Annotated in this window: 22 protein-coding genes and 3 tRNA genes; 4 read left to right on the plus strand and 21 right to left on the minus strand. The window is 43.1% G+C overall.

All coding sequences use genetic code 11. The features are described from left to right. Nucleotides 1-3: 3 nt before the first annotated feature. On the minus strand, nt 4-2,460 hold the full coding sequence (gene gyrA, locus LXO72_RS03475) for a DNA gyrase subunit A (RefSeq protein WP_023023148.1): 2,457 nt from the start codon (nt 2,458-2,460) through the stop codon (nt 4-6). A 195-nt stretch (nt 2,461-2,655) separates the two neighbouring features. Here gyrA and LXO72_RS03480 point away from each other — a divergent pair, with 195 nt between their 5' ends. Then, nucleotides 2,656-3,642: an L-lactate dehydrogenase gene (locus LXO72_RS03480; RefSeq protein WP_006596417.1), complete on the plus strand. Its 987-nt coding sequence runs from the start codon at nt 2,656-2,658 to the stop codon at nt 3,640-3,642. A 144-nt stretch (nt 3,643-3,786) separates the two neighbouring features. Here LXO72_RS03480 and LXO72_RS03485 read toward each other — a convergent pair. From LXO72_RS03485 to parE, 12 genes are all read right to left on the minus strand, one after another. Next, nucleotides 3,787-3,858 (minus strand) — tRNA-Arg (locus LXO72_RS03485). A 76-nt stretch (nt 3,859-3,934) separates the two neighbouring features. Continuing rightward, on the minus strand, nt 3,935-5,134 hold the full coding sequence (gene rpsA / locus LXO72_RS03490) for a 30S ribosomal protein S1 (protein ID WP_006596419.1): 1,200 nt from the start codon (nt 5,132-5,134) through the stop codon (nt 3,935-3,937). Between the two features lie 167 nt (nt 5,135-5,301). Then, a tRNA-Gln gene (locus tag LXO72_RS03495) sits at nt 5,302-5,373 on the minus strand. 9 nt (nt 5,374-5,382) lie between these two features. After that, nucleotides 5,383-5,463, minus strand: a tRNA-Tyr gene (locus LXO72_RS03500). Nucleotides 5,464-5,515: 52 nt separating this feature from the next. Further along, the gene (locus tag LXO72_RS03505; protein WP_233331533.1) at nt 5,516-5,746 is read right to left on the minus strand and encodes a DUF2969 domain-containing protein; all 231 of its coding nucleotides are present in this window, start codon (nt 5,744-5,746) and stop codon (nt 5,516-5,518) included. Between the two features lie 145 nt (nt 5,747-5,891). Beyond that, on the minus strand, nt 5,892-6,917 hold the full coding sequence (locus tag LXO72_RS03510; RefSeq protein ID WP_233331534.1) for a branched-chain amino acid aminotransferase: 1,026 nt from the start codon (nt 6,915-6,917) through the stop codon (nt 5,892-5,894). Nucleotides 6,918-7,090: 173 nt separating this feature from the next. Next, entirely contained in the window at nt 7,091-9,544 is a 2,454-nt protein-coding gene (gene parC, locus LXO72_RS03515; protein ID WP_233331535.1) for a DNA topoisomerase IV subunit A, read from the minus strand. Nucleotides 9,545-9,917: 373 nt separating this feature from the next. Beyond that, on the minus strand, nt 9,918-10,415 hold the full coding sequence (locus tag LXO72_RS03520) for a hypothetical protein (protein WP_233331536.1): 498 nt from the start codon (nt 10,413-10,415) through the stop codon (nt 9,918-9,920). A 1-nt stretch (nt 10,416) separates the two neighbouring features. Continuing rightward, nucleotides 10,417-11,229, minus strand: coding sequence for an aminoglycoside 6-adenylyltransferase (locus tag LXO72_RS03525; RefSeq protein WP_233331537.1), 813 nt, complete (start codon nt 11,227-11,229; stop codon nt 10,417-10,419). Beyond that, entirely contained in the window at nt 11,219-11,740 is a 522-nt protein-coding gene (locus tag LXO72_RS03530) for a hypothetical protein (RefSeq protein WP_233331538.1), read from the minus strand. Before LXO72_RS03530 ends, LXO72_RS03525 begins: the two co-directional genes overlap by 11 nt. 1 nt (nt 11,741) lies before the next feature. Then, nucleotides 11,742-12,242: a hypothetical protein gene (locus LXO72_RS03535; protein ID WP_233331539.1), complete on the minus strand. Its 501-nt coding sequence runs from the start codon at nt 12,240-12,242 to the stop codon at nt 11,742-11,744. A gap of 488 nt (nt 12,243-12,730) precedes the next feature. Further along, nucleotides 12,731-14,680 (minus strand): DNA topoisomerase IV subunit B, encoded by a 1,950-nt coding sequence (parE, locus tag LXO72_RS03540; protein WP_233331540.1) that lies wholly within the window; start codon nt 14,678-14,680, stop codon nt 12,731-12,733. A gap of 188 nt (nt 14,681-14,868) precedes the next feature. Here parE and plsY point away from each other — a divergent pair, with 188 nt between their 5' ends. From plsY to LXO72_RS03555, 3 genes are all read left to right on the plus strand, one after another. Then, complete coding sequence (plsY, locus tag LXO72_RS03545; protein WP_233331541.1) at nt 14,869-15,510, plus strand: glycerol-3-phosphate 1-O-acyltransferase PlsY; 642 nt, start codon at nt 14,869-14,871, stop codon at nt 15,508-15,510. Nucleotides 15,511-15,679: 169 nt separating this feature from the next. Continuing rightward, nucleotides 15,680-16,132, plus strand: a complete 453-nt coding sequence (locus LXO72_RS03550; RefSeq protein WP_233331542.1) for a DUF3290 family protein — start codon at nt 15,680-15,682, stop codon at nt 16,130-16,132. Further along, nucleotides 16,129-16,761: a DUF421 domain-containing protein gene (locus LXO72_RS03555; protein WP_233331543.1), complete on the plus strand. Its 633-nt coding sequence runs from the start codon at nt 16,129-16,131 to the stop codon at nt 16,759-16,761. Before LXO72_RS03550 ends, LXO72_RS03555 begins: the two co-directional genes overlap by 4 nt. Before the next feature lie 232 nt (nt 16,762-16,993). On the opposite strand, the gene LXO72_RS03560 is transcribed toward LXO72_RS03555, so the two are convergent. The 8 genes from LXO72_RS03560 to LXO72_RS03595 all read right to left on the minus strand — a co-directional run bounded on the left by LXO72_RS03560 (nt 16,994) and on the right by LXO72_RS03595 (nt 24,521). After that, complete coding sequence (locus LXO72_RS03560; RefSeq protein ID WP_233331544.1) at nt 16,994-17,779, minus strand: L-threonylcarbamoyladenylate synthase; 786 nt, start codon at nt 17,777-17,779, stop codon at nt 16,994-16,996. Nucleotides 17,780-17,874: 95 nt separating this feature from the next. Further along, entirely contained in the window at nt 17,875-18,465 is a 591-nt protein-coding gene (gene leuD, locus LXO72_RS03565) for a 3-isopropylmalate dehydratase small subunit (protein ID WP_233331545.1), read from the minus strand. A 10-nt stretch (nt 18,466-18,475) separates the two neighbouring features. After that, nucleotides 18,476-19,858, minus strand: a complete 1,383-nt coding sequence (gene leuC, locus LXO72_RS03570; RefSeq protein ID WP_233331546.1) for a 3-isopropylmalate dehydratase large subunit — start codon at nt 19,856-19,858, stop codon at nt 18,476-18,478. Between the two features lie 2 nt (nt 19,859-19,860). Further along, nucleotides 19,861-20,130, minus strand: coding sequence for a DUF1294 domain-containing protein (locus LXO72_RS03575; protein WP_048689804.1), 270 nt, complete (start codon nt 20,128-20,130; stop codon nt 19,861-19,863). Further along, on the minus strand, nt 20,127-21,164 hold the full coding sequence (gene leuB, locus LXO72_RS03580) for a 3-isopropylmalate dehydrogenase (RefSeq protein ID WP_129822097.1): 1,038 nt from the start codon (nt 21,162-21,164) through the stop codon (nt 20,127-20,129). The genes LXO72_RS03575 and leuB overlap by 4 nt, the downstream gene beginning before the upstream one ends. 11 nt (nt 21,165-21,175) lie before the next feature. Continuing rightward, a complete protein-coding gene (locus LXO72_RS03585; protein WP_129822098.1) occupies nt 21,176-22,738 on the minus strand; it encodes a 2-isopropylmalate synthase in 1,563 nt (520 codons plus the stop codon). A 315-nt stretch (nt 22,739-23,053) separates the two neighbouring features. Then, nucleotides 23,054-23,710 (minus strand): YpmS family protein, encoded by a 657-nt coding sequence (locus LXO72_RS03590; protein ID WP_129822099.1) that lies wholly within the window; start codon nt 23,708-23,710, stop codon nt 23,054-23,056. Further along, nucleotides 23,670-24,521, minus strand: coding sequence for an SGNH/GDSL hydrolase family protein (locus tag LXO72_RS03595; protein WP_129822100.1), 852 nt, complete (start codon nt 24,519-24,521; stop codon nt 23,670-23,672). The genes LXO72_RS03590 and LXO72_RS03595 overlap by 41 nt, the downstream gene beginning before the upstream one ends. Between the last annotated feature and the right edge of the window lie 20 nt (nt 24,522-24,541).

A 24,541-nucleotide genomic window follows, 5' to 3' on the forward strand; every position in this document is an offset into this window, starting at 1 on the left:
ACCCTACCCTTCACTTTCAGTTTCTGACTCATCTTTTTCGTCAGCTTGAACCGTTGTAAAGGTTACGATTTGGGCATCTTGATCCAGACGCATGACTTTCACACCCATAGTCGAACGTCCAGTTTGAGAAATATTCGCGACGCTTGTACGAATCATGACGCCTGTATTGGTGATAATCATCAAATCCTCATCTCCTTTGACAGTCATGAGACCGGCAAGAGGACCATTTTTCTCAGCCACATTCGCAGTTTTAATCCCTTTACCACCACGTCCTTTGGTTGGATACTCATCAGCACGCGTGCGTTTACCATATCCCTTTTCAGTGATAATCAATACTTCATCTTGATCTGTAATCACGCTTGCACCGACCACTTGATCCCCCGGACGAAGGTTGACACCTCGGACACCAGTTGCTGAACGTCCCATATTCCGAACAACAGACTCTTTGAAACGAACAGAATACCCAAATTTAGTCCCAATGATAACGTCAGCATTCCCATCAGTAAGGAAGACGTTGATTAGCTCATCCTCATCTTTGAGGTTAAGAGCTTTCAAGCCATTTTGACGGATGTTGGCAAACTCGGCCACACTGGTCCGTTTAACTAGTCCAGAACGCGTTGTAAAGAAGAGATAGGAGTCTTCACTACGATCCTGAGCGACGTTAATAATTGTCTGGATGGATTCTCCATCATCTAACTTCAGCAAGTTAACAATCGGAAGTCCTTTGGCTGTACGGCCGTATTCAGGGATTTCATAGCCTTTGAGACGATATACCCGTCCCTTATTGGTAAAGAAGAGCAAACGATCATGGGTGCTAGTAGAAACCAATTCACGGACAAAGTCATCATCCTTGACCCCTGTACCTTGAACACCACGCCCCCCACGTTTCTGAGCGGTAAATTCAGCTTGATCCAAGCGTTTAATATAGCCTTTGTTGGACAGGGTAATCAAAACGTCTGTTTCTTCAATTAAGTCCTCATCTTCAAGAGAAAGAACTTCTCCGACCATCAACTCAGTACGACGAGCATCGCCGAATTTACGTTTAACTTCATCCAATTCTTCCTTGATGATCGTAGCTACACGCTCAGGCTTAGCTAAAATGTCTGCAAGATCAGCAATCAAAGCAATGAGGTCATCGTATTCGCTTTGGATCTTGTCGCGTTCCAAACCAGTCAAACGACGAAGACGCATATCCAAGATAGCTTGGCTTTGACGCTCAGAAAGCTTAAACTTACTCATCAATTCAGCTTGAGCTTCTGCATCTGTCTGGCTATTCCGGATGATTTTAATCACTTCATCGATGTGATCAAGAGCGATTAAGAGTCCTTCCAAGATATGGGCACGAGCTTCCGCCTTCTCTTTATCAAAGATGGTCCGACGAGTCACTACTTCTTTTTGGTGCTCAATATATGATCCTAAAATCTCACGAAGGGAGAGAATTTTAGGGACACCATTTTGGATGGCCAACATGTTGAAACCAAAGTTGGTTTGCATTTGGGTCATCTTGAAGAGATTGTTTAAGATGACATTAGCTGAAGCATCGCGACGGACTTCAATGACGAAACGAACCCCTTCACGGTTTGATTCATCCCGAACAGCAGTAATGCCATCAATCCGTTTCTCTTGGACCAAACGTACAATATGTTCATGCACTTTGGTCTTGTTGACCATATAAGGAAATTCTGTCACAACAATGCGTTCACGACCAGTCTTGGTCTCTTCAATTTCCGTGCGAGAACGCAAAACAATCGAGCCCTTTCCTGTTTCATAGGCCTTATGAATACCTGATTTGCCCATGACCAAGGCTCCAGTTGGAAAGTCAGGTCCAGGGAGCACTTCCATCAACTCACGCGTTGTCACATCAGGATTGTCCATCATTAACTTGACAGCATCAATAGACTCACCGAGGTTGTGCGGTGGGATATTTGTCGCCATCCCTACCGCAATCCCTGTCGCCCCATTGACTAACAAGTTAGGGAAGCGAGCTGGAAGGACGTTTGGTTCCCGTTCGCTGGCATCATAGTTATCTGTGAAATCAACTGTATTCTTGTTGATATCTCGAAGCATTTCAAGAGCAATCTTGCTCATACGAGCTTCCGTATACCGTTGGGCAGCGGCGCCATCACCGTCCATGGAACCAAAGTTTCCATGACCGTCTACAAGCATGTAGCGATAACTCCACCATTGCGCCATACGAACCATAGCTTCATAGATTGATGAGTCTCCGTGTGGGTGATATTTACCCATAACATCCCCTGTAATACGGGCAGATTTCTTATGAGGTTTATCTGGCGTAACCCCAAGTTCATTCATTCCGTATAAGATCCGACGATGAACTGGCTTCAAACCATCTCGTACGTCAGGAAGAGCCCGAGACACGATAACACTCATAGCGTAATCGATAAAACTGGTCTTCATTTCCGATGTTAAATTAACATCAACTAAGTTATTATCCTGCATTAAAACAATGCCTCTCTTTAATTAATTCACCATACTATTATAACACATTTAGTACTTTTTTTCTCCTTCGGAACACAAATGTAAAAACGTTTACATCGTCCAAATTAAACGTAAAACCGTGACAAAGAATAGTAAAAGTGGTAGAATAAATGCGAATGGGGAAACCCAAAAAAATAGAAGGAGACGTTTAGAATAATGACTTTAACTAAACAACATAAAAAAGTTATCCTTGTCGGTGACGGCGCTGTAGGTTCATCTTACGCTTTTGCACTTGTTACTCAAGGTATCGCACAAGAATTAGGTATCATCGAAATCCCTCAATTGTTTGAAAAAGCGGTTGGTGATGCTGAAGACCTTAGCCACGCTCTTGCCTTCACTTCTCCTAAGAAAATTTATGCTGCTAAGTACGAAGACTGTGCGGATGCTGACCTCGTTGTTATTACTGCAGGTGCTCCTCAAAAACCAGGTGAAACTCGTCTTGACCTCGTCGGAAAAAACCTTGCTATCAATAAATCAATCGTTGAGCAAGTTGTTGCTTCAGGATTTAACGGTATCTTCCTTGTAGCTGCAAACCCAGTTGACGTCTTGACATACTCTACTTGGAAATTCTCAGGTTTCCCTAAAGAACGCGTTATCGGGTCTGGTACTTCTCTTGACTCAGCTCGTTTCCGTCAAGCTCTTGCTGAAACCATTGGTGTTGATGCACGTTCAGTCCACGCCTACATCATGGGTGAACACGGTGACTCAGAATTCGCTGTTTGGTCACATGCTAACGTTGCCGGTGTAAAATTGGAACAATGGTTGCAAGCAAACCGTGACTTGAATGAAGCTGACCTTGTAGATCTCTTCATCTCTGTACGTGATGCTGCTTACTCAATCATCAACAAGAAAGGGGCTACTTACTACGGTATCGCCGTTGCCCTTGCTCGTATCACTCGTGCCATCCTTGATGACGAGAATGCCGTACTTCCACTTTCAGTCTTCCAAGAAGGCCAATACGGAGTCGAAAACGTCTTTATCGGTCAACCAGCTATCGTTGGTGCCCACGGTATCGTTCGACCAGTAAATATTCCATTGAACGACGCTGAAACACAAAAAATGCAAGCATCTGCAAAAGAATTGCAAGCTATTATTGATGAAGCATGGAAGAATCCAGAATTCCAAGCAGCTTCTAAAAACTAAGCAAATAATCAAACACCATGTCTAGGACATGGTGTTTTTTTATCTTATAAACATTAAAAAGGAGACCCGAAGGCCTGCTCCTACTTTTTAAATTCCTTCTTGCCTAGAAACAAAAAAGAGAGCCTCTCAGCTCTCCTATCGCCATCCACCCTGAGAGAATCGAACTCCCATCTCAAGAACCGGAATCTTACGTGATATCCATTACACTAAGGGTGGCAACTATGATAGTATATCAAAAAATCGATCATTTTACAAGTGAAAAAAGCTTGCCTAAGCAAGCTTTTTAATATGATTACAATTCAATGTCACCAAACAAGTCAGCCATTGAGAATCCAGTTTGAGTTTCTGGAAGTTCAAAGTCACGTTTTTCTTGTTTTGGACGACGTGGACGTTGTTGACGTTTTTCTTGTTTTTCGCCTTCTTCTTGAGCTGGACGTTCTTCAAGAGCTTTGATAGAAAGTGATACACGTTCATCAGCAGCATTTACTTCAAGAACTTTAACAGTTACTTCTTGTCCAACTTTAAGCACATCTTTTGGATTTTCAACACGTTTGTGTGAAATTTGTGAGATGTGTACAAGTCCATCGATACCTGGCAATACTTCAACAAATGCACCGAAGTCAGTCAAGCGTTTAACAGTACCTTCGATGACATCACCAGCAGCCAATTTTTGTTCTACGCCATCCCATGGTCCAGGTGTTGTAGCTTTCAATGAAAGTGATACGCGACCTTCTTCTTCGTTCAAGTCAAGAACTTTCACTTCGATTTCTTCACCAACAGTTACAACTGATTTAGGTGAAACGTTGCGTTCGTGTGACAATTCAGTCAAGTGAACCAATCCATCAACACCACCAAGGTCGATGAAAGCACCGAAGCTAGTGATACGAGCAACTTTACCAGTTACAACATCACCAACGTTCAATTTACCAAATACTTCAGCGCGTGCTGCAGCTGATGCAGCTTCAACAACTTCACGACGAGAAAGGATGAAGCGGTTTTCTTTTGCGTCAACTTCTTTGATTTTAGCATCAAATTCTTGACCTACGAAACGTTCAGTGTTACGTACAAAACGAGTATCAAGCATTGAAGCTGGAATAAATCCACGAAGTCCTTCAAATTCTACTGAAAGTCCGCCCTTAACAGCGCGAGTTCCTTTAACAGTAACAACTTCTTCTTCACGTCCGACCAATTTGTCCCATGCTTTGCGAGCTTCCAAACGTTTTTTAGATACAAGGTAAGTTACTGTATCAGTATCTTTACCAACTACTTGACGAAGAACAAGCAATTCAAGTGTTTCACCTGGTTTTACCAAGTCGTTGATGTCCGCATCACGATCGTTTGTCAATTCGCGAAGAGTCAAGACACCTTCGACACCAGTTCCAGAGATTGCAACGTTAGCTTGTGTAGCGTCAACTGTCAAAACTTCAGCAGTAACAACATCACCTGGCTCAACTTGGCTAACACTGTTTAGCAAATCTTCAAATTCATTCATCTAAAAAATCCTCCAACAATCAAGTTTTCTAAACTTGACATACTTATAATTATTTTTCCTAAGCAAGCACTCGCAACGAAATCAAAATGATCTACAACGACATCTTCATATAAAGAAATAAAATACCTGAGTAGATATTTTACCACCTTATCTGATATTACCTAGAACTGGGGTAGCTGGATTCGAACCAACGCATGAGGGAGTCAAAGTCCCTTGCCTTACCGCTTGGCTATACCCCAAAAGTGAAATGGAGAGAGAGGGATTCGAACCCCCGAACCCGAAGGAGCGGATTTACAGTCCGCCGCGTTTAGCCTCTTCGCTATCTCTCCAAGCAAATCAACAGACACAATTATACCATTGATTTCATGAAAATGCAACCCCTTATTTGTTCAAATTATAATTTTCGATGGCACTTTCCACTGCTTTTTCCAGTGATTTATAAAGACTTTCTACGGCTCCATTTTTCACTAGAGCGAACTGAGCCCCCATATCAGCAATCTCAGCAATAGCCTTCTTCCCAATCGCTAATTGGTAGCCATCAAAGGTATCTTTTCCAACAACTACCTTGCTATCGGAAATTTGGATTTCGACTTTTTTATCTTTTTTACTCATTCTTCTACCTCATTTCAACCCCTTTATTTTACAAAATTTTTCACATGCTTGCAAGCCGAAAATGTTTCATGATTAAATTATTTTATTTTGCTAGTATCTTCTTCCTAAGAAAAAAGAGGGAGTTCAACTCCCTCTGATCATTTCTTTAATCGTTTACTTTAAAAATCCATCCTTCTGGTGCTTCAATATCACCAAACTGGATACCCGTTAATTCATCATACAGCTTGCGGGTAATCGGTCCTACTTCAGTTTCTGAATAGAAGACATGGAAGTCATCTCCGTGCTGAACTCCCCCGATTGGTGAAATAACAGCGGCAGTTCCACAAGCACCTGCTTCAACAAAGCGGTCTAGGTTATCGATTGGGACATCCCCTTCGATTGGTGTCAAACCAAGACGATGCTCTGCAAGATAGAGCAAGGAATACTTGGTAATGGATGGCAGAATAGATGGGCTAAGTGGTGTCACAAACTCATTATCAGCTGTGATCCCAAAGAAGTTAGCAGATCCTACTTCTTCAATCTTGGTGTGGGTTGCAGGATCCAAGTAAATCACGTCTGAGAAGTTCCGAGACTTAGCTAATTTACCAGGTAAGAGGCTAGCGGCATAGTTCCCACCGACTTTCGCTGCACCTGTCCCATGAGGAGCTGCCCGGTCATAGTCATCTTGGATCAAGAAATTGGTTGGAACCAAGCCACCTTTGAAGTAGTTTCCGACGGGCATAGCAAAGATCGTAAAGATGTATTCCTCTGCTGGCTTCACTCCAATGATATCTCCGACCCCGATCAACAATGGACGAAGATAGAGGGTTCCACCTGTTCCATATGGTGGGACATATTCTTCATTGGAACGAACTACTGCCTTACAAGCTTCCACAAACATGTCTGTTGGAACTTGAGGCATAAGCAAGCGATCTGCAGTCCGTTGAAGGCGTTTGGCATTTTCATCTGGACGGAACAATTGAATGCTGCCATCTTTTGTCCGGTAGGCTTTCAGACCCTCAAAAGCTTGCTGTCCGTAGTGCAAACTCGGAGAAGATTCAGAAATATGAAGAGTGGCATCTTCGGATAGTTCTCCTTTTTCCCAGGCACCATTACGGTAATAGGCGATGTAGCGGTAAGGTAATTTCATATAAGAAAATCCAAGATTTTCCCAATCAAGTGATACTGTCATGTCTGTTTTCCTTCTTCCATTCAAGACTTGCTAAATAGCAAGAGCCACCACAAAGGATGACTTTATTCATGTACTCTATTTTACACCATTTCATGAGAATTTCAAGTGAAATTTGCAATTTTCAGAAAATTTATCGAGCAAAAAAATTAGCCATAAACTGGCTAATTTTATTTTTATTTAATTCTAGCAGTAAAGACTTCTTGATCAGAGATTTGATCGTTGACAAAGGAACCGTTGCTAGTTCGTTCTGACAAGCTGAGTTGGGTAACATCCACTTCTGTCACCTGAGCTGTTGTCGAGGTGATCTGAAGGATTTGATCTTGCTCTCCCACTTCTTCCTGACTCGTAAAGAGATCAAAATCACCCTGGTCAGTGAAGACTGGACCTGCCTTAAAGACGCGGTGTGGTTTAGACTTCAGTTCACGTAAGACTTGCAGTCCACGTTTGGCACGGCTGGTCACAGGAATATCATCCTGAGACATCCGTTTAAGACTGCCTCTCTGAGTCAAAATGTACATGCTTGGCGTCGTTGACTTAAAGACGGCCACAACTTGATCCCCGTCTTTGAGGTTAATGGCTTTAACTCCTGCTGCTTTAGCCCCGACTACTGGGACTTCCTCAATATTGAAGCGTAAGCCATAACCATTTTTGGTAATGACCATGATGTCCTCTAGAACAACTGGTGCAACCGCTACGATACGGTCCTCTTGATCCTTCAACTTAGCATACTTGGTTGATTTGGAGCGATAGGTCCGCCATGGGCTCAATTCCTTGCGTTCAAAGCGCTTGATTTGGCCTTGTTGGGTAGCTGCAAAGTAGGTCACGCCCTCAAACTGATCCACAATCTCTGCAAAAAGAATTTCTTCTTCCTGCTCGAAATTGGTCAAGGTCTGACTGAGGTGTTCTCCGATATCCTTCCACTTGGTATCTGCTAATTCATGAATAGGTCGATAAATGGCATTTCCCAAATTGGTAAAGAGCAAGAGATGCTGGGTAGTCTTAGCAGGCTCTAGGAATATCAATTCGTCGTCGTCTCGCTTACCGACTTCTTCAACCGTTGATGCATTGAAAGAACGAGGAGAGGTCCGTTTGATATAACCAGCACGAGTCACACTAACGAAGGTTTCTTCTTCGACAATGAGACTGGCTGTATCAATCTCGATCGTCTTAGCAGTGTCTTGCAACTCACTGCGACGCGGATTGCCAAAGAGCTTCTTAACTTCACGCAATTCCTTTTTCATGAGATTGAACATAGTCCGTTCATCCCCAATGATGGCTGCCAAGGTCGCGATTTGCTCCTTGAGACTGGCATGCTCTTCTTCCAAGGTTACGATATCCGTATTGGTCAAACGGTACAATTGCAAGGTAACAATGGCTTCTGCTTGTTCTTCCGTGAAATCATAGCTGATCTTGAGGTTTTCCTTGGCATCTGCTTTGTTATCAGAAGCACGGATCAAAGCGATGACTTCATCGAGGATAGAAATGACGCGAATCAAGCCCTCTACGATGTGGAGGCGACGTTCCGCCTTTTCCTTGTCAAAGCGAGAGCGAGCGACAATGATATCCCGACGGTGTGCAATGTAGCTAGACAAAATCGGAACGATCCCAACTTGACGAGGGGTATAGTTGTCAATCGCCACCATATTGAAGTTGTAGTTGACCTGCAAATCTGTGTACTTGAACAAGTAGTTCAAGATCAGATCGGCATTGGCATCTTTCTTTAACTCAATGGCAATCCGAAGACCATCCCGGTCAGACTCATCCCGAACTTCAGCAATACCGGCCACCTTGTTGTTGACGCGAACATCGTCAATCTTCTTGACCAAGACAGCCTTATTGATCTCATAAGGAATCTCGGTAACGATAATTTGCTGCTTGCCACCTTTGAGCTGCTCAATCTCTGTCTTAGAGCGGACAACTACCCGGCCCTTACCAGTTTCATAGGCTTTCTTGATCTCGTCTCGCCCTTGGATAATGGCACCCGTTGGAAAATCAGGTCCAGGTAAAAACTCCATGAGTTTGTCTACCTTGGCAGATGGATGGTCAATCATGTAGACCACCGCATCGATGACTTCAGCGAGGTTATGTGGTGGAATATCTGTTGCGTAACCAGCTGAAATCCCTGTAGCTCCATTGACCAAAAGGTTTGGAAAAGCTGCCGGCAAAACAGTTGGCTCTTTTTCTGTATCGTCAAAGTTCCAGGCAAATGGCACTGTGTTCTTTTCGATATCTTGCAAAAGATAGCCAGCAATTTCAGACAAACGAGCTTCCGTATAACGCATGGCTGCCGGTGGATCCCCGTCCATGGAACCATTGTTTCCGTGCATTTCGACTAGGATCTCGCGGTTCTTCCAGTCTTGAGACATGCGGACCATGGCATCATAGATGGAACTGTCCCCGTGAGGGTGAAAATTCCCCATGATGTTCCCGACAGACTTGGCAGACTTACGGTAGCCCTTGTCATGGGTATTGCCGTCCTTATTCATAGAATAAAGGATCCGCCGTTGAACAGGTTTCAAGCCATCCCGAATATCAGGAAGAGCCCGTTCTTGAATAATGTATTTGGAGTAGCGACCAAAGCGCTCTCCCATGATGTCCTCTAAAGACATATTTTGGATATTACTCATATAAGATACAAAGGGACGTTTCGGCTTGCCGAAAATTTCTGTAGTACCCTAGGGCATCCACATCCGTAATTTTTCGAATTGGTAACGGCTGTAGAAAAACTAGGAAATCGATGCAGGGTTCGATGAACCCAAAGCGATTTATCTTTTTTCCTAAGAAATTAGTCCCGTGTTCAGTTACTACAAGTAACTAAACTATCCTTTCTGTAGTTTTAAATACGTTATCAAATGATGGATCAAGAGTTTCACACAGCACTCAGGGCGTGTGAAACTCCTTTCAAAGAATGATGAGTAGATTTTTTTAGAAAAAGGAATTCAGTTACTACAAGTAACTATACTATCCTTTCTGTAGTTTAAAGCTATAATCTATTAGAATTTAGTTAGCAGGTGCTGGTTTGATATTTTGAGCAATGAATAAATATACGGAAGGAAGAAATGAAATAATGACAGTCCCAATAAGCAAAGCATTGAATACTTGTTGATCCCCTTGAAAAACTTCATTCCAATACATGGCATTCACAATATGGAAGACTAAACCAATTAAATAACAAATGCTAATCACTATGATCTTCCACCTGAATAACGAATAGATAGAATAAAATCGAATAGCCTGATAAACCACTGCTGTGATGAGCATTGGAAAACAAAAAGAAATTAGAAAGAATTGGAATCTTAAAGCATCATCAAAAAGCTCTGTGCGATCTATTGAAATAAGCCAACTATTACACAATATTATAACAATCGGGAAAAATAATCCATACACTCTTTTATGTAATTTATTTTTATGAAGAGCTAAAAAGATTGAAGACACCAATAGCAAAATTTGTATACCTGGGAAGCCCATAAAAAATAGTGCAAATACATTCTCTAACATATTAGCTCAACCTCTCTTCAGCATAAGCTATCATCTTCTCAGCCTCTTCCTGATCGTAGGCAAATCCCATCTTTTGGGCCAGAATTTGAGCTTCTCGATCGAAAAACTTCATGGTAGCAAACAAGGACTGGCTGACCTTCTCTATACTAGATAGATTTAGCAGAGTTGAGAACTCCTTCTCTTTCTCAGCTGAGAGATAGTGAAAGAGGTACTTGTAATTCTTTCCGATATCAACTGCTCCCCTATCATTTGTCACCTGCCAAGCTAAGACCTTGAGGAGTTCTTTCTGACAAATGCCATAGAGGTGATCAGTGGCATAGATGAGTTGATTTCTTCGAATGGCCTTTACGACATAAGCCGATACCCACCAAAATTCATTGCAGGAGGCTGCAAATTCTTCTTCGGTAGGCGGACAGGTCCAGTAGCGATTGGAATTGGGCTGATAGGCTTCAAACAAACCTTTGTAGTCTTTTAAGACTTTGAAACCAGCCTCACTATCCACCCACTCTTTCATGTGCACCTTGGGACAGAGAGTCAAATCAATACGGTTGCCATCTTCAAAGAGCATGAGATACAGACGACGATGTCCTAGAGTAACTTCTTGCTCAATGATGCGTTTACCAAACTGGTCCAACCATGATGAATCAGAAATCAGGTCTTCTAGATTCTCAACAATATAGACCACATCATAATCTTGGAAGTCATCTTTTGGGGACCGTGGATTGGTCCTCGATCCGGATAAGGCCACTGCTTCCACTTGCAGGGATTCAGCAATCTGCAAGATCAGGTCCATCATTTCTGTCTCAGTTCTCATCTTCTACTCCTTCGTCACTTACAAATCCCTGGAATTGTTGGTTTTTATCAAAATATAGATAAACAGATGGAAGAAACGATAGAATCGCAATCATAAGTTTCGCCAAATGGATGTTGATGACCACCATAATAAATTGACCTTGAACTTTAAAAATCATCAAATGCATAAAGATGCTAGCAAGGAGATAGATTCCTAAAATCAGAGAGGCTTTCAATAATTGGTGGCTATAAACCGAATAGAGACGTATGCCACTATAAACTAGGGATGTATATAATAAAGGCAAGTAAAACGTCAGCAATACTATGGTAATTGATATATGCCCTTCAAGATTCTTAGAGGGATAATCACTGATTGCATTCATGGTTAAAACCCCTGCAAGAGGGAAAAAATACCCTAAAAAACAGACCTTTGATCTATTTTTCTTAATGGCAATATAAATAAAGGTAGCGACTAATACAACCGGTAAGAATGGGAAAGTAGAGAAAGCTATAGGTAATAAGATATCATTCATTTCACACCTTCCTACGATTCTGGCTAATGATCAAATATATAGCTGGCAGATAAGAGAGAGCAAGAGATAGGAACATCAACCCGATCATCATGCTTCGGCGTTGCAGAAACTCTTCCGACATACTAGCCATAACCAGATAAAAAAGTACTGCACTCGCTAGATAAGAGAGGATAATCAGGATGATTTTCCATCCATATTTAGGAAAAATTGAAAATAATCGGATGAGATGATAAAGCAAGGCAATCACAACAAGGGGAACACCTAGGACTATAACCATTAGTTGAACACCGATGGCTAGTAGCATGAATGGAAGGAATCTCTCAATTACGTCGAATGAATCAAATTGTACGACACAATAGGTCATGACTGTTAAACAGATTGGATAATACAAGCCATAAAAATTTTTCTTTTTCCAATTCAACCAAAAGGCAATGAAGATGGATAGAAACAAGACAATATACAATTGGTAAAAATGATTGAATGTAGAAATTAAATAATCCATATTTTTTCACCTTCTAGCTGGGTCCTACTGATCTCGGTCGAAAAAATAGAGATAGATAGGAGGAAGATAGGAGCCAGAATCATCGAAAAAATGACTACGTAAATGAAATGATCGATCTGAAATACCAATTCCACATATATGGCCAAGGCACCTACAAGCAGGGGACCTAAAATATAAGAAATAAAAATCAATAATGCCTTCCAGATTTTTTTCTGATAGACGAAACACAAACGAATCAGTGTAAAGATTAAGGATCCAATTATCAAGGGGAATCCATATAAAAACATGAGAATGCCTGCCTCTAAAGCACCGGATTCTGGGATTCTAATATTGGATTCTAGTACCTTAAGCATACATAGAGTAAAGACTACCGGTGCATACAAGCCTAATAGTCTAATTCTTCGACGATTCATGTTAATTGCAAGATAAATGGGGGACAAAAAGACTAACAAAATAAAACCTATGTATAGAGCCATCACTCGCACTCCTTAAAACGCGGTCGTTTCTTCCAAGGTAAACTTAACGTTATCTTCGATCCATTGACGACGTGGGGCCGCCTTATCGCCCATTAGGACTGAGACACGGCGCTCTGCACGCGCCAAGTCATCAATCGTGACACGGATCAAGGTGCGGGTTTCTGGGTTCATGGTAGTTTCCCAGAGTTGGTCCGCATTCATCTCACCCAATCCTTTGTACCGTTGAAGGGTCGCTCCACGGCCAAAGGTTCGCCTTAGGTCTTCCAATTCACTATCAGTCCAGGCATAAGCCACTTCTTCTTTCTTTCCTTTGCCTTTAGACATCTTGTAAAGAGGAGGCATGGCGATATAGACACGTCCTGCTTCGACCAAAGGTCGCATATAGCGATAGAAGAAAGTTAGGAGAAGGGTCTGGATGTGGGCTCCATCCGTATCCGCATCGGTCATGATGATAATCTTGTCATAGTTTGCATCTTCGATCGTAAAATCAGCCCCAACTCCAGCACCGATGGTGTATATCATGGTGTTGATTTCCTCGTTTTTGAGGATATCACTCATGTTGGCCTTCTCAGTATTGAGAACCTTCCCTCGAAGCGGAAGGATAGCCTGGAACTTGCGGTCCCGACCTTGCTTGGCAGAACCACCGGCTGAATCCCCTTCGACTAGATATAGTTCGTTCTTGGCAGGATTCTTGGACTGGGCTGGGGTCAATTTACCAGACAAGAGCCCCTTGTCCTTCTTGTTCTTCTTGCCATTTCGACTCTCATCCCGCGCCTTCCGAGCAGCTTCACGCGCATCCCGGGCCTTGATGGCCTTGCGAATCAGATTGGAAGCTAATTCCCCATTTTCCATGAGGAAGAAGGTCAACTTGTCAGCAACAATCCCGTCAACAACTGGTCGAGCAAGTGGACTTCCTAGTTTGTCCTTGGTCTGCCCTTCAAACTGCAAATGAGCTTCTGGCACCAAGATCGAAAGAACAGCAGACAAACCTTCACGGTAGTCTGATCCTTCCAGATTCTTGTCTTTTTCTTTCAGAAGTCCTGTCTTTCTTGCATAGTCGTTCATAGCCTTGGTAATGGCTGTCTTCAGTCCGGTTTCGTGGGTTCCCCCATCTTTGGTGCGGACATTATTGACGAAAGACAAGATATTGTCGGAATAGCCATCATTGTACTGGAGAGCGACTTCTACTTGGAAGCCTTCTGATTCTCCATTAAAGTAGAGAACCGGCGTCAAGGTTTCCTTATCTTCGTTCAAATACTCAACGAAATCCTGAACCCCATTCTCGTAATGGAAGGCCACATAGTTGTCTTCTTCCTTACGAAGGTCTGTCAGCGTCAGCGTTACATCCTTAAGCAAGAAGGCTGATTCTTTGATCCGTTCTGCAATGGTATTAAACTTGAAATCCGTCGTTGAGAAAATGGTTGGATCTGGCATGAAGGTAACCTTGGTCCCAGTCTTAGACTTTGGAGCCGTTCCTATCTTCTCAAGAGTAGTGACAGGCTTTCCACCATCTTCAAAGCGTTGCTTGTAGACCGCTCCATCACGGGTAATCTCAACCTCAAGCCAGCTAGAGAGGGCGTTCACGACGGAAGATCCCACCCCGTGGAGACCACCAGAGGTCTTATAGCCACCTTGACCAAACTTCCCACCTGCGTGGAGGACCGTAAAGATCACCTCAACGGTTGGTTTGCCCATGGCATGCATCCCTGTCGGCATCCCCCGACCTTGGTCAGCTACAGATAGGGAACCGTCTTTGTTAATCGTAACGTCAATTTGAGAACCAAAACCAGATAGGGCTTCATCGACGGCATTGTCGACAATTTCCCAGACCAAATGGTGGAGACCATTTCCATCTGTCGATCCGATATACATCCCTGGACGTTTACGGACCGCATCCAACCCTTCTAGAACCTGAATGGCATCGTCATTATAATTATTAATGTTGATTTCCTTTTTAGACACAAGGAACCTCCTGTTTGTTCATCTTTTCTATATTACAGCTTTTTAGGAAAATTTGCAAAATTTTTCTTTCTTCTCTCCCTTTCAGTAGCCCATTTTAGTGCGATTAGCTTAAACCGACTATCCGATGTGACAAATATGGACGAAATTTTCTTTTTCATTCAAAGCAATTTTGATATAATGAAACTATGATGAAAACAATTCTTTTACTCGTATTAGCATACTTATTAGGTTCTATCCCTTCTGGATTGTGGATTGGGAAAGCCTTCTTTAACATCAATCTACGCGAACACGGTTCTGGAAACACAGGGACCACCAATACCTTCCGTATCTTAGGGACGAAGGCAGGTCTGGTCGTCTTTGCAGTTGATTTCCTTAAAGGAACCTTGGCTGTTTTATTGCCGACTATTTTTGGGGTTACAGGGATTTCGCCAATGGTCTTTGGTCTTCTCGCAGTCCTTGGGCATACCTTCCCAATTTTTGCAGGCTTTAAAGGAGGAAAGGCAGTAGCGACCAGTGCAGGGGTCCTCATCGGCTTCTCCCCTCTCTTTCTATTTATCTTAGCTATTTATTTCTTTACTAGCCTCTATTTGACAAGTATGATTTCCTTTTCAAGTGTGACGGTCGCTATTCTGGCCAGTATCGGAGTCCTCATCCTCCCACTGACTGGTTGGATTCTCCCAAGCTACGATCCATTCTTTACCATTGTCGTCCTCGTATTAGCAGCCTTGATTATTATCCGTCACAAGGACAACATCGAGCGCATCCTCAACAAGAATGAAAATATTATCTCCTGGGGGAAAAATATCACTCATCAAAAACCAAAAAACTAGAGTTCTTGCTCTAGTTTTTTTACTTTCTATCACTTTATAAGCGCTCGTCCTATAAACGCAATTTTTCTTTAAAAATGTTCATGAAGATTTTTTCATTCGTTTTTTCTAATTGAAGATATGGAGAAATTAGTTTATAATAACTTGAATACAAAATAAGTAAAGGATGTTTATGAAATTCTATTCTTACGACTATGTACTTAGTCAAATTAGCCAGCAAAATTGGGTCATTGTTATTATGTCCATTCTATTAGTCTTGGTTACGGCTTTGTTCGCCTTTAAAGCTTATAAGGATAAACGTGGAAGTAAGTTCCGTGAATTGTCTATCATTTCTGTGTTAAGTTTGCTAGCCTTTGTTTTGATTAGTATTTCAAACTTCCAAAACAAAGAGTCCAATGACAATCAGTTCCGTACGTCCTTGCACTTTATCGAGGTTGTTTCAAAGGAATTGGGTGTTGATAAAGAAGAGGTCTATGTTAATACTTCAGCTGCAACTGATGGAGCCATTATTAAGGTAGGTGACCGATTCTACCGCGCTATTAGTGGAACAGATCCAGATAGTTATTTACTTGAAAAAATGGACTTATATAAAACAGATGTCGAACTGGTGGAGGTTGAAAAATGATAAGCTTTTTTGCTACAATTGCGATTAAATTGGCCTTGGGGCTTCTGTCTCTTGTTTTTGTTATCAATGTAACAGGTAAAGGAAATCTAGCACCAAGTTCTGCAGTAGACCAAATACAGAACTTTGTGCTTGGGGGTATTATTGGTGGGGTTATCTACAATAGTTCGATTACCATCCTTCAATATGCCATCATCCTCATCATCTGGACGATTTTGATTCTGTCACTCAAATGGCTTAATACCAATGTTTACTTTATCAAACATCTGATTGATGGAAAACCAACCATTATCATTAAAAACGGAAAATTAGATCCAGAAGCATGTCGCTCAAAAGGCCTTTCTGCTTCTGAAGTCGCTCTTAAATTGCGCTCTCAAGGGGTCTTCCAATTAAAAGAAGTCAAAAGAGCCGTCATCGAGCAAAATGGCCAACTCATTATCGTCCGAATGGGAGATGAAAATCCCAAATACCCAATCATTACAGATGGTGTGGTCCAGCTAGAGATCTTAGAGACCATCGGTAAAACCGAAGAATGGCTCACGGCTGAACTGAATAAAGAAGGATTCGAAAACGTAGATGACATCTTTATCGCAGAATATGATAAGGGTAAGATTAATGTCGTGACTTATTAAGGCTGGAAATCAGCTATTCGAAAAAATGGACAACTAAAAGAGGCTGGGACAAAAGTCCTAGCCTCTCAATTTTCTTTGGATTGTCGAGAAAGACGCAGTGGTTGAGTGGGCTCTACTACGCTGATTTCATCAGCTTTTACAGCCCTACTCAACTGTGCGGAGGTGGGACGACGAAATCGAATTCTAACGAATGACCGATTTCTGTCCCACTCTCTTTTTTAGATTCTATCTTTTAATAGTACTCCCCTTGGCGGTAGTTCCAAGAATTAAAATGATCAGATAAGTGCATCATGATCTTATCGATATCCAATCCTTTACGGATCACGACTGGACAAGTATTGACAGAACGACTTCCTGCTCCTTGTTCTGGGATGAGTTTTCCTTCCGCATCCACCATAGAAACCATCACTCCTTGTTCATAGCGCGTTTCAATGGTCTTGTCTGGTTGGATGGAAGCCACATAATCGTCGGCTTCGATGACCAAGTCAACGGCACCTTCGATTCGCTCACCAATTCCTTGGACCTTCCCACGGTTTCCTTTGCCTGAAGGGTTAGCTGAAGAGGCGTAAACCATCTTGCCTTCTTTTTCCCACATTTCTTTGGCGATTTGCTCACCAGCTTTACCGAATTTGATGACAAAACAGCTAGTTCCACGAACGTCTGTCATGAGTTCTTCGCGTCCATCTCCGAAGTCTTGTAATTTTGCATAGGCATCTTCACGCCATGGAAGGATACAACCAAGCAAGATATCTTCATCCCAATGTTTTTGATAGAAGGCATCGATTTCAGGATTCAATTGAGCAAGGGCGCGCAGTTCATCCATGCTTCCACAAAGAACCACACCAGGTTTGTTGCGATTACGTTCTTTAGCTTCGAATTTCCGTTCCAAGCCAGCCTTGTCACTGGTCATGATGATGTAGCCGACTTTTGTAGGGCAGACGATACAGCCACCCTCACCTTTCAAAATCTCAAATCCTTCTTGTGAAAGTTGTCCGTCCCATTGAATGTGTTTTGTCATAAATTTCGTCCTCTTCTATTCTTTTTTTCTATTCTATCAAAAATCCCAAAAAGCTTCAATATATTTTCTGAAAATTCTTAATTAACTATACAATTTTATTGCCAATAGGCGGGCCGATTCTTCTCATAAGCAGCAATCAAGTCCTCGTATTGGAGAGTAATCCCGATGTCATCTAAACCGTTAAGCAATTTGTGCTTCCAATCTTGATCGATCTCGAAGCGAAACTCTCCTACAGGCGAGATAATCTTCTGCTCTTCCAAATCAACGGTGATGGTATCCGTTGGTGCTAACTGAGCTAACTGTTGTCGAACCTCTAAGGGCTGCACAATCGGGAGCATTCCATTATTGAGTTCATTATTGTAATGGATATCTCCAAATGAACCAGCGATGACGACTTTAAAGCCATAATCAGCCAAGGCCCAGGCTGCATGTTCCCGAGAGGAACCTGCCCCAAAATTGTCACCAGTGATCAAAATAGTTGCCTGCCGGTATTCCGGCTTATTAAAGATAAATGTTGGATCCTCGGTATACCGATCGTCCAAATAACGCCAAGCATACATGAGGTATTTGCCAAAGCCTTTTTTATCAATCAGCTTTAAGAATTGCTTGGGGAGGATTTGGTCGGTATCAATATTATCGTTCATCAAGGGAACGGTTGTCCCCGTATAAATGGTAAATTTGTCCATGATTCCTCCTTTACTGGACTTCAGGCATTTGGCGCACATCAACAAAGCGACCAGCTATTGCCGCTGCAGCTGCCATAGCGGGGCTACAGAGATGAGTCTTGGCCCCAAATCCTTGGCGATCTTCAAAATTTCGGTTGCTGGTAGAGGCACAGTGGACCCCATCTGGAACCTTATCTGGATTCATTCCTAGACACATAGAGCATCCTGGGTCCCGCCATTCAAAACCTGCATCCATAAAGATTTTATCCAAGCCCAACTTTTCAGCGGCTTGCTTAACCGGACGAGAACCAGGTACGACAATGGCTGTTAAGTTGGGCGCGATCTTTTTGCCTTTCACAAACTTGGCTGCCAACTCCAAATCGCTGAGACGCGCATTGGTACAAGATCCGATAAAGATATAGCCTAATTCAATGTCTGCAGGTTTTTGGCCTGGTTCTAGATCCATATAATGATAGGCACGTTCATCGTTCATGTCCCGAATCTCTGGAAAGGGAGTTTCAAAGTCCACTCCCATAGAAGGATTGGTCCCCCAAGTTACCATCGGAGCCAAGTCAGATACATCCATACGGATGACCTTGTCATATACGGCATCGTCATCACTGACCAGAGTCTTCCAATCCGCTACTGCGGCCTCAAAATCATTTGGCACACATTCGCGTCCCCGAAGGTAGTCAAAGGTCTTTTGGTCTGGATTCATGATTCCCATCTTAGAGCCAAACTCAATAGACATGTTACAGATGGTCATCCGCTCTTCCATGGTTAAGCGATCAATCGCTTCTCCCCGATACTCTACGACGTAGCCAACTCCACAGGCAACACCGTAGCGCGCTATCAAAGCTAGGATGTAATCCTTTGAATAAATCCCTTTTTGTGGGGTTCCGGTAAATTCGACCAACATCTTCTTGGGTTTGACCTGCCAGATGGTTTGGGTGGCAAAGACATGCTCGACTTCACTGGTTCCGATCCCAAAGGCAATGGCGCCGAAAGCTCCATGGGTCGCCGTATGGCTGTCTCCACAGACAATGAACTTTCCAGGCTGGGTACGTCCTGTTTCAGGACCAACCATATGGACAATTCCCTGTTTTTCTGAACCATGACCTGCATGATCGATCCCAAAGTCCTTGACATTTTCAGCTAATTTATCAATCTGAGCCTTGGAAATCACATCCCGGATATCATAAATGTTAACAGTCGGGACATTGTGATCAAAGGTTCCAAAGGTTAAATCTGGTCTCCGAACCCTTCTACCAGTGTCTCTAAGCCCTTGAAAAGCCTGGGGACTGGTCACCTCGTGGATATAGTGTTGGTCCACATACATGAGTTGGGGCTGGCCTTCCTCACCGGTCACTACATGCCGTTCCCAGATTTTATCAAAAATTGATTTTCCTGCCATCCTTACCTCCATAAAGCGTAGAGTGTGTAAAGTGTGAGAAGGGTTCCTAAGAGCCAGGTGACCTTAAAATACCACTTCTGTGTCTTGTGATGAAAGAGTAGCCCTCCTATCCACGCTCCTAGCCCTCCAACTGCAAAAGCATAAAAGAGCAAGGTCTTTTCTGGTATCCGCCAAGTATTTCTTTTGGCCTTTTCCTTATCAACTCCGTAGAGAATCCCTACGAAGAGATTCCATAGAAGGATCAAGCCAGTAATCATTCCTTTTACACTCATAAGCGTTTTATAATCTCTTCTGTCATTTCTTTTGTCGAAGCACTGCCTCCTAGGTCTCTCGTAAAGATCCCTGCAGCAAGAGTAGCTTCCACTGCTTTTTCAATGCGGCTAGCATCTTCTTCTCGATCAAAGCTTTCTCGCATCATCATGGCAACAGAGAGGATCATCGAGACTGGATTCGCCACGCCTTGACCTGCAATATCTGGAGCTGATCCATGAATAGGCTCATACATGCTTGAACCTGATTCTGAATGGCTAGCCGATGGCATGACCCCAAGAGTGCCAGACAAGACACTGGACTCGTCTGAGAGGATATCACCAAAGAGGTTTTCCGTCACGATGACATCAAAGCGAGAAGGATTGGTAATCATGAGCATGGCTGCTGAGTCTACCAACTGGTGCTCCAAGGTCACATCTGGAAAGTCTTGAGCCACTCGATCAGCTACTTTTCTCCAAAGTTTGGAGGTTGCGAGGACATTTTGTTTATCAATGCTGGTGACTTTCTTGCGACGTCCCCGCGCAATCTCAAAAGCCTTCCGCACGATTCGCTCCACTTCTTCAACTGAGTAGTCGTTGATATCCCGTGCTTGATTTTCTTCTAAGATATGCTCTCCGAAGTAGATCCCGCCGGTGAGCTCGCGAACTACTACGAAATCCACACCATGGATGCGCTCCTCCTTCAAAGGAGAGAGGTGCTTGAGGGAGTCGTAAATCTTGACCGGACGAATGTTAGCATAAAGGTTGAGCTCCTTACGAAGAGCTAACAAGCCTTGCTCCGGACGAATCGGTGATTGGTCATACTGAGGACATCCGATAGCCGCTAAGAGAATGGCATCCGCTTCCTTTGTAGCTTCTAGAGTAGAAGCTGGTAGAGGATGACCAGCCACATCAATCCCTGCTCCCCCAAATGGATGATCTTGGACTGAATAGTCAAAATTTGTTTTTTCTGCCACTGCTTTCAGCACGGACAGGCCAGCCTCCATGATCTCTGGTCCAATCCCGTCTCCAGCTAGGGCGACAATCTTCTTCGTCATAGTGTTCTCCTTTAAGCATCTGGTAGATCACGATAGGATACAATGTGACCGATCTCTCCAGCATTCTCTTTTTGCACCAAGGTATTGGCATTGATATAGGCAATCGCTGACGCCTTCAATACGTCAAAGTCTAAACCAGAAGCATTAAAGATGGTATCCGTCGCTTCGTTTTCAACAGTGACCAGTACACGCGCTTGGGCATCAATCCCATCTGTCACCGCATCAATAGTGTAGGAAGTCAGACGAACTTCTTGATGGAAGAATTGATCAATAGCATTAAAGATTGCTTCCACTGAACCTTGACCTTTGGCAAGGTATTCAAGAATTTCACCATTTTCATTTTTCAGACTGACTGCTGCAGTGATGCTTTCATCTTCATTGGTTGTGAGACGAAGATCATCAAAGTGGAAGCCTTCTGGATTTTCCACTGCTGTACCGGCAACAAGGGCGCGGATATCGGCATCAGTGATCTCGTGTTTCTTGTCTGCCAGAGATTTGAACTTAGCAAACAATGGCTGGATGTCTTCTTCTGTGAATTCCAGTCCCAACTCATGCAGTTTTTCTACAAAGGCATGGCGACCAGACAATTTTCCAAGAGGGAGGCTATTGCTCTTGACACCCACCAACTCAGGAGTGATGATTTCATAGGTAAGAGGATTTTTAAGGACTCCATCCTGGTGAATCCCAGACTCGTGTGAGAAGGCATTGCCGCCAACCACTGCCTTGTTTTTAGGAATTGGAATCCCAGAGTAACGAGAGACCAACTCAGAGGTGTTGATGGTTTCATTAAGGACAATCGGACTCTCCACTTGGAAATAGTCTTCGCGAATATTAAGGGCGACCGCTACTTCTTCAAGTGCAGCATTTCCAGCCCGTTCCCCGATGCCATTGATGGTTCCTTCGACACGACCAGCTCCATTCTTGACAGCGGCGAGGCTATTAGCCACCGCCATTCCTAGATCATCATGGCAATGAGGGGAATAGATAATCTCACGATCTGTCTTGACATGGTCGATCAAGTATTTGAAAATAGCTCCGTACTCTGCTGGTGTCGTGAAACCGACTGTGTCAGGAATATTGATGTAGCTAGCACCAGCATCGACTGCAGTCTGGACAACTTGCAAGAGGAAATCCAATTCCGTCCGTGTCGCATCTTCGGGCGAGAATTCAACAACTTCAAACTTAGAACGCGCATAAGAAACGTGTTCCTTGATCGCTGCAAGAATTTCTTCCTTGGTCTTGTTGAGTTTAAATTCCCGGTGAATGGGACTCGTTGCGATAAAGACGTGAACTTGCGGATACTTGGCGTCTTTCAAGGCTTCATAGCAAGCATCGATATCGGATTTAACGGAGCGAGCCAAACCTGTCACAGCAGTCTTGGTCAAGACCTTCGCAATCTCTTGCACAGCTGTGAAGGAATCCGGACTGGCTGCAGGAAAACCTGCTTCAATAGCAGAAATGCCCCATTTTTCCAATTGCTTGGCAATGGCAATCTTTTCTTTAATGGAGAAATTGACTCCTGGAGTCTGTTCACCGTCCCGAAGACTGGTATCTAAAAATTCAACTTTACGCATAGGGTCTCCTCTTTTCTAAACATAGTGAATAAAATAAAAACATCTCGCCAGTTACCTAAGCGAGATGTTTTGTTACTCCCGCTTGGTAAGCCAAACAGGACTAATGCTTTTGCACTAGCCCGAGTACCTCAACAACAAAGCAAATTGAATAAACTTAGCTGTTTTCATGTTTGACTTTTCTCCTTTGATTGATGTCTTGTTTAGTATTTTAGCATAGGAAAAATTGAATGTCAAGAATTTTCTACAATATTCTGAATTTTTTGAATAGAAACAAAATAAAGGCGAAAGTCGCTTTCTTACTTTCGCCTGATCTTCTTATTTTTTCCTGTAGAGATCAAAGATGATTTGATCATTGTATAGATCAATGGTATTGGCCTTGACATAGAAATCCATCTCATTTTTAATCTTAGCAAGCTCGATCTTGATCGTCGCTTCTTTGCTATCAATTTTTACAAAGTCAGGTAGATCCTTGTTTGTAGACAGCACCTGCATCACGGTCTTCTTAGGAAATTTCAAGGTCCCAACCGAAAAATCCTTGAGGGTCAGGAGGATACTCCCATCCTCTAGCTTACTTGGCTGGAAATAGATATAGAGCGGGTACTCCTTTCCTAAAAAGTCCATCTTCCCCTCTAGTAACATCTGTTGGTTGTCTGCATACAGTTGATAATCACTCAAATGATAACTTTTAAGCATGACCTTGATGGTTTCATTTAGTTGAGCCCTAGTTGTGGTCATACTGCCGATCTTGACATCTCCTCCTTGGCTAGGAGTCTGTAGTTGCTGGACATCCTCTCGTACCGTTGAGAAACGAGTCCATACGACTAGACTTGTTGCCAGCAAGAAACTGACCAAGCCTAGAAAGAGCCATTTCCAGATGTTAATCGGCGTTTTTCCTCGTCTCTCCTTAAAATGAGGTCCTGTGGTTGCTGGTTTAACCTTCTTCTCGCTCGAACCATTTTTTCTCAGTTGCATGTATTTTCTCCAGTACGGCTTCTTTCATGATCTCATAGCCAGTATTATTGGGATGGAAACTATCCTCATCATACAAGGCATCATTGGTCACAGTCTCTTTTCCTAATTCGGATTCTGTCACCCCACTCTTGCCATCAATGCCCTTATAGAGGAGGTCATTGATCGGAACAAAGTAGACGCCTTGATAGGCAGAGAGGGTCTCCTCCGTTCTTTGGTTCCACTGATCGACAAGTGTCTGCAATTCCGTTAGATCGGGGAAATTGAGATACAAGGGATTATAGATCCCCACCACGTAAACGGGCAGATCCGGGTTGTCCTTGCGGGCAAATTCGATAATCTGTTTGAGATTTTTCTCATAGGTCTTCGATGCTTTTTCGAAGCGGTCCAGATCTAAGTTACTGGTATCCTCAAGAATGGCCTTTCGCAGGTCATTGCCCCCGACAGTAATCGTCAGTAACTGAGCCTTCTTCAGGTCTTTTCGAATCTCCTTTTTCTCCTGCATACGTGACAAAATTTGACCGCTCGTGTTACCAGAAACACCATAGTTGATCGCTTTGAATTCAAGACCGGATTCATTGGTCAAACTCTGAGCGAGCAGAGGGACAAAACCTCCTTGATTGGTGCTATCTCCTACGCCTTTGGTCAAGGAATCCCCAATCGCTACATAGGTGACTACCTCCTTTTTGGCACTTGTTGACGGTTTGGTCATCACTGGTTCTGCCGAAGGAAGGAGCCAATTGACCAGAAAAAAGCAGACCAGAAAAGTGACCAAACAATACAAGATCATCTCTAGTATTTTTCTACTATTCATATACTCCTCATTCGTCCAGC

The sequence above is a fragment of the Streptococcus sp. XMC genome (assembly GCF_021341835.1).
GTDB lineage: Bacteria > Bacillota > Bacilli > Lactobacillales > Streptococcaceae > Streptococcus.

Coding starts and splice junctions, on each gene's coding strand:
- LXO72_RS03560 (WP_233331544.1), bottom strand. CDS start 17,779: ATGACAAAACACATTCAATGGGACGGACAACTTTCACAAGAAGGATTT.
- leuC (WP_233331546.1), bottom strand. CDS start 19,858: ATGGCAGGAAAATCAATTTTTGATAAAATCTGGGAACGGCATGTAGTG.
- gyrA (WP_023023148.1), bottom strand. CDS start 2,460: ATGCAGGATAATAACTTAGTTGATGTTAATTTAACATCGGAAATGAAG.
- LXO72_RS03590 (WP_129822099.1), bottom strand. CDS start 23,710: ATGCAACTGAGAAAAAATGGTTCGAGCGAGAAGAAGGTTAAACCAGCA.
- LXO72_RS03530 (WP_233331538.1), bottom strand. CDS start 11,740: ATGAATGATATCTTATTACCTATAGCTTTCTCTACTTTCCCATTCTTA.
- LXO72_RS03555 (WP_233331543.1), top strand. CDS start 16,129: ATGATAAGCTTTTTTGCTACAATTGCGATTAAATTGGCCTTGGGGCTT.
- leuB (WP_129822097.1), bottom strand. CDS start 21,164: ATGACGAAGAAGATTGTCGCCCTAGCTGGAGACGGGATTGGACCAGAG.
- LXO72_RS03595 (WP_129822100.1), bottom strand. CDS start 24,521: ATGAATAGTAGAAAAATACTAGAGATGATCTTGTATTGTTTGGTCACT.
- LXO72_RS03505 (WP_233331533.1), bottom strand. CDS start 5,746: ATGAGTAAAAAAGATAAAAAAGTCGAAATCCAAATTTCCGATAGCAAG.
- LXO72_RS03480 (WP_006596417.1), top strand. CDS start 2,656: ATGACTTTAACTAAACAACATAAAAAAGTTATCCTTGTCGGTGACGGC.
- LXO72_RS03510 (WP_233331534.1), bottom strand. CDS start 6,917: ATGACAGTATCACTTGATTGGGAAAATCTTGGATTTTCTTATATGAAA.
- LXO72_RS03520 (WP_233331536.1), bottom strand. CDS start 10,415: ATGTTAGAGAATGTATTTGCACTATTTTTTATGGGCTTCCCAGGTATA.
- leuD (WP_233331545.1), bottom strand. CDS start 18,465: ATGGACAAATTTACCATTTATACGGGGACAACCGTTCCCTTGATGAAC.
- LXO72_RS03585 (WP_129822098.1), bottom strand. CDS start 22,738: ATGCGTAAAGTTGAATTTTTAGATACCAGTCTTCGGGACGGTGAACAG.
- parC (WP_233331535.1), bottom strand. CDS start 9,544: ATGAGTAATATCCAAAATATGTCTTTAGAGGACATCATGGGAGAGCGC.
- LXO72_RS03535 (WP_233331539.1), bottom strand. CDS start 12,242: ATGGATTATTTAATTTCTACATTCAATCATTTTTACCAATTGTATATT.
- LXO72_RS03550 (WP_233331542.1), top strand. CDS start 15,680: ATGAAATTCTATTCTTACGACTATGTACTTAGTCAAATTAGCCAGCAA.
- LXO72_RS03525 (WP_233331537.1), bottom strand. CDS start 11,229: ATGAGAACTGAGACAGAAATGATGGACCTGATCTTGCAGATTGCTGAA.
- plsY (WP_233331541.1), top strand. CDS start 14,869: ATGAAAACAATTCTTTTACTCGTATTAGCATACTTATTAGGTTCTATC.
- rpsA (WP_006596419.1), bottom strand. CDS start 5,134: ATGAATGAATTTGAAGATTTGCTAAACAGTGTTAGCCAAGTTGAGCCA.
- LXO72_RS03575 (WP_048689804.1), bottom strand. CDS start 20,130: ATGAGTGTAAAAGGAATGATTACTGGCTTGATCCTTCTATGGAATCTC.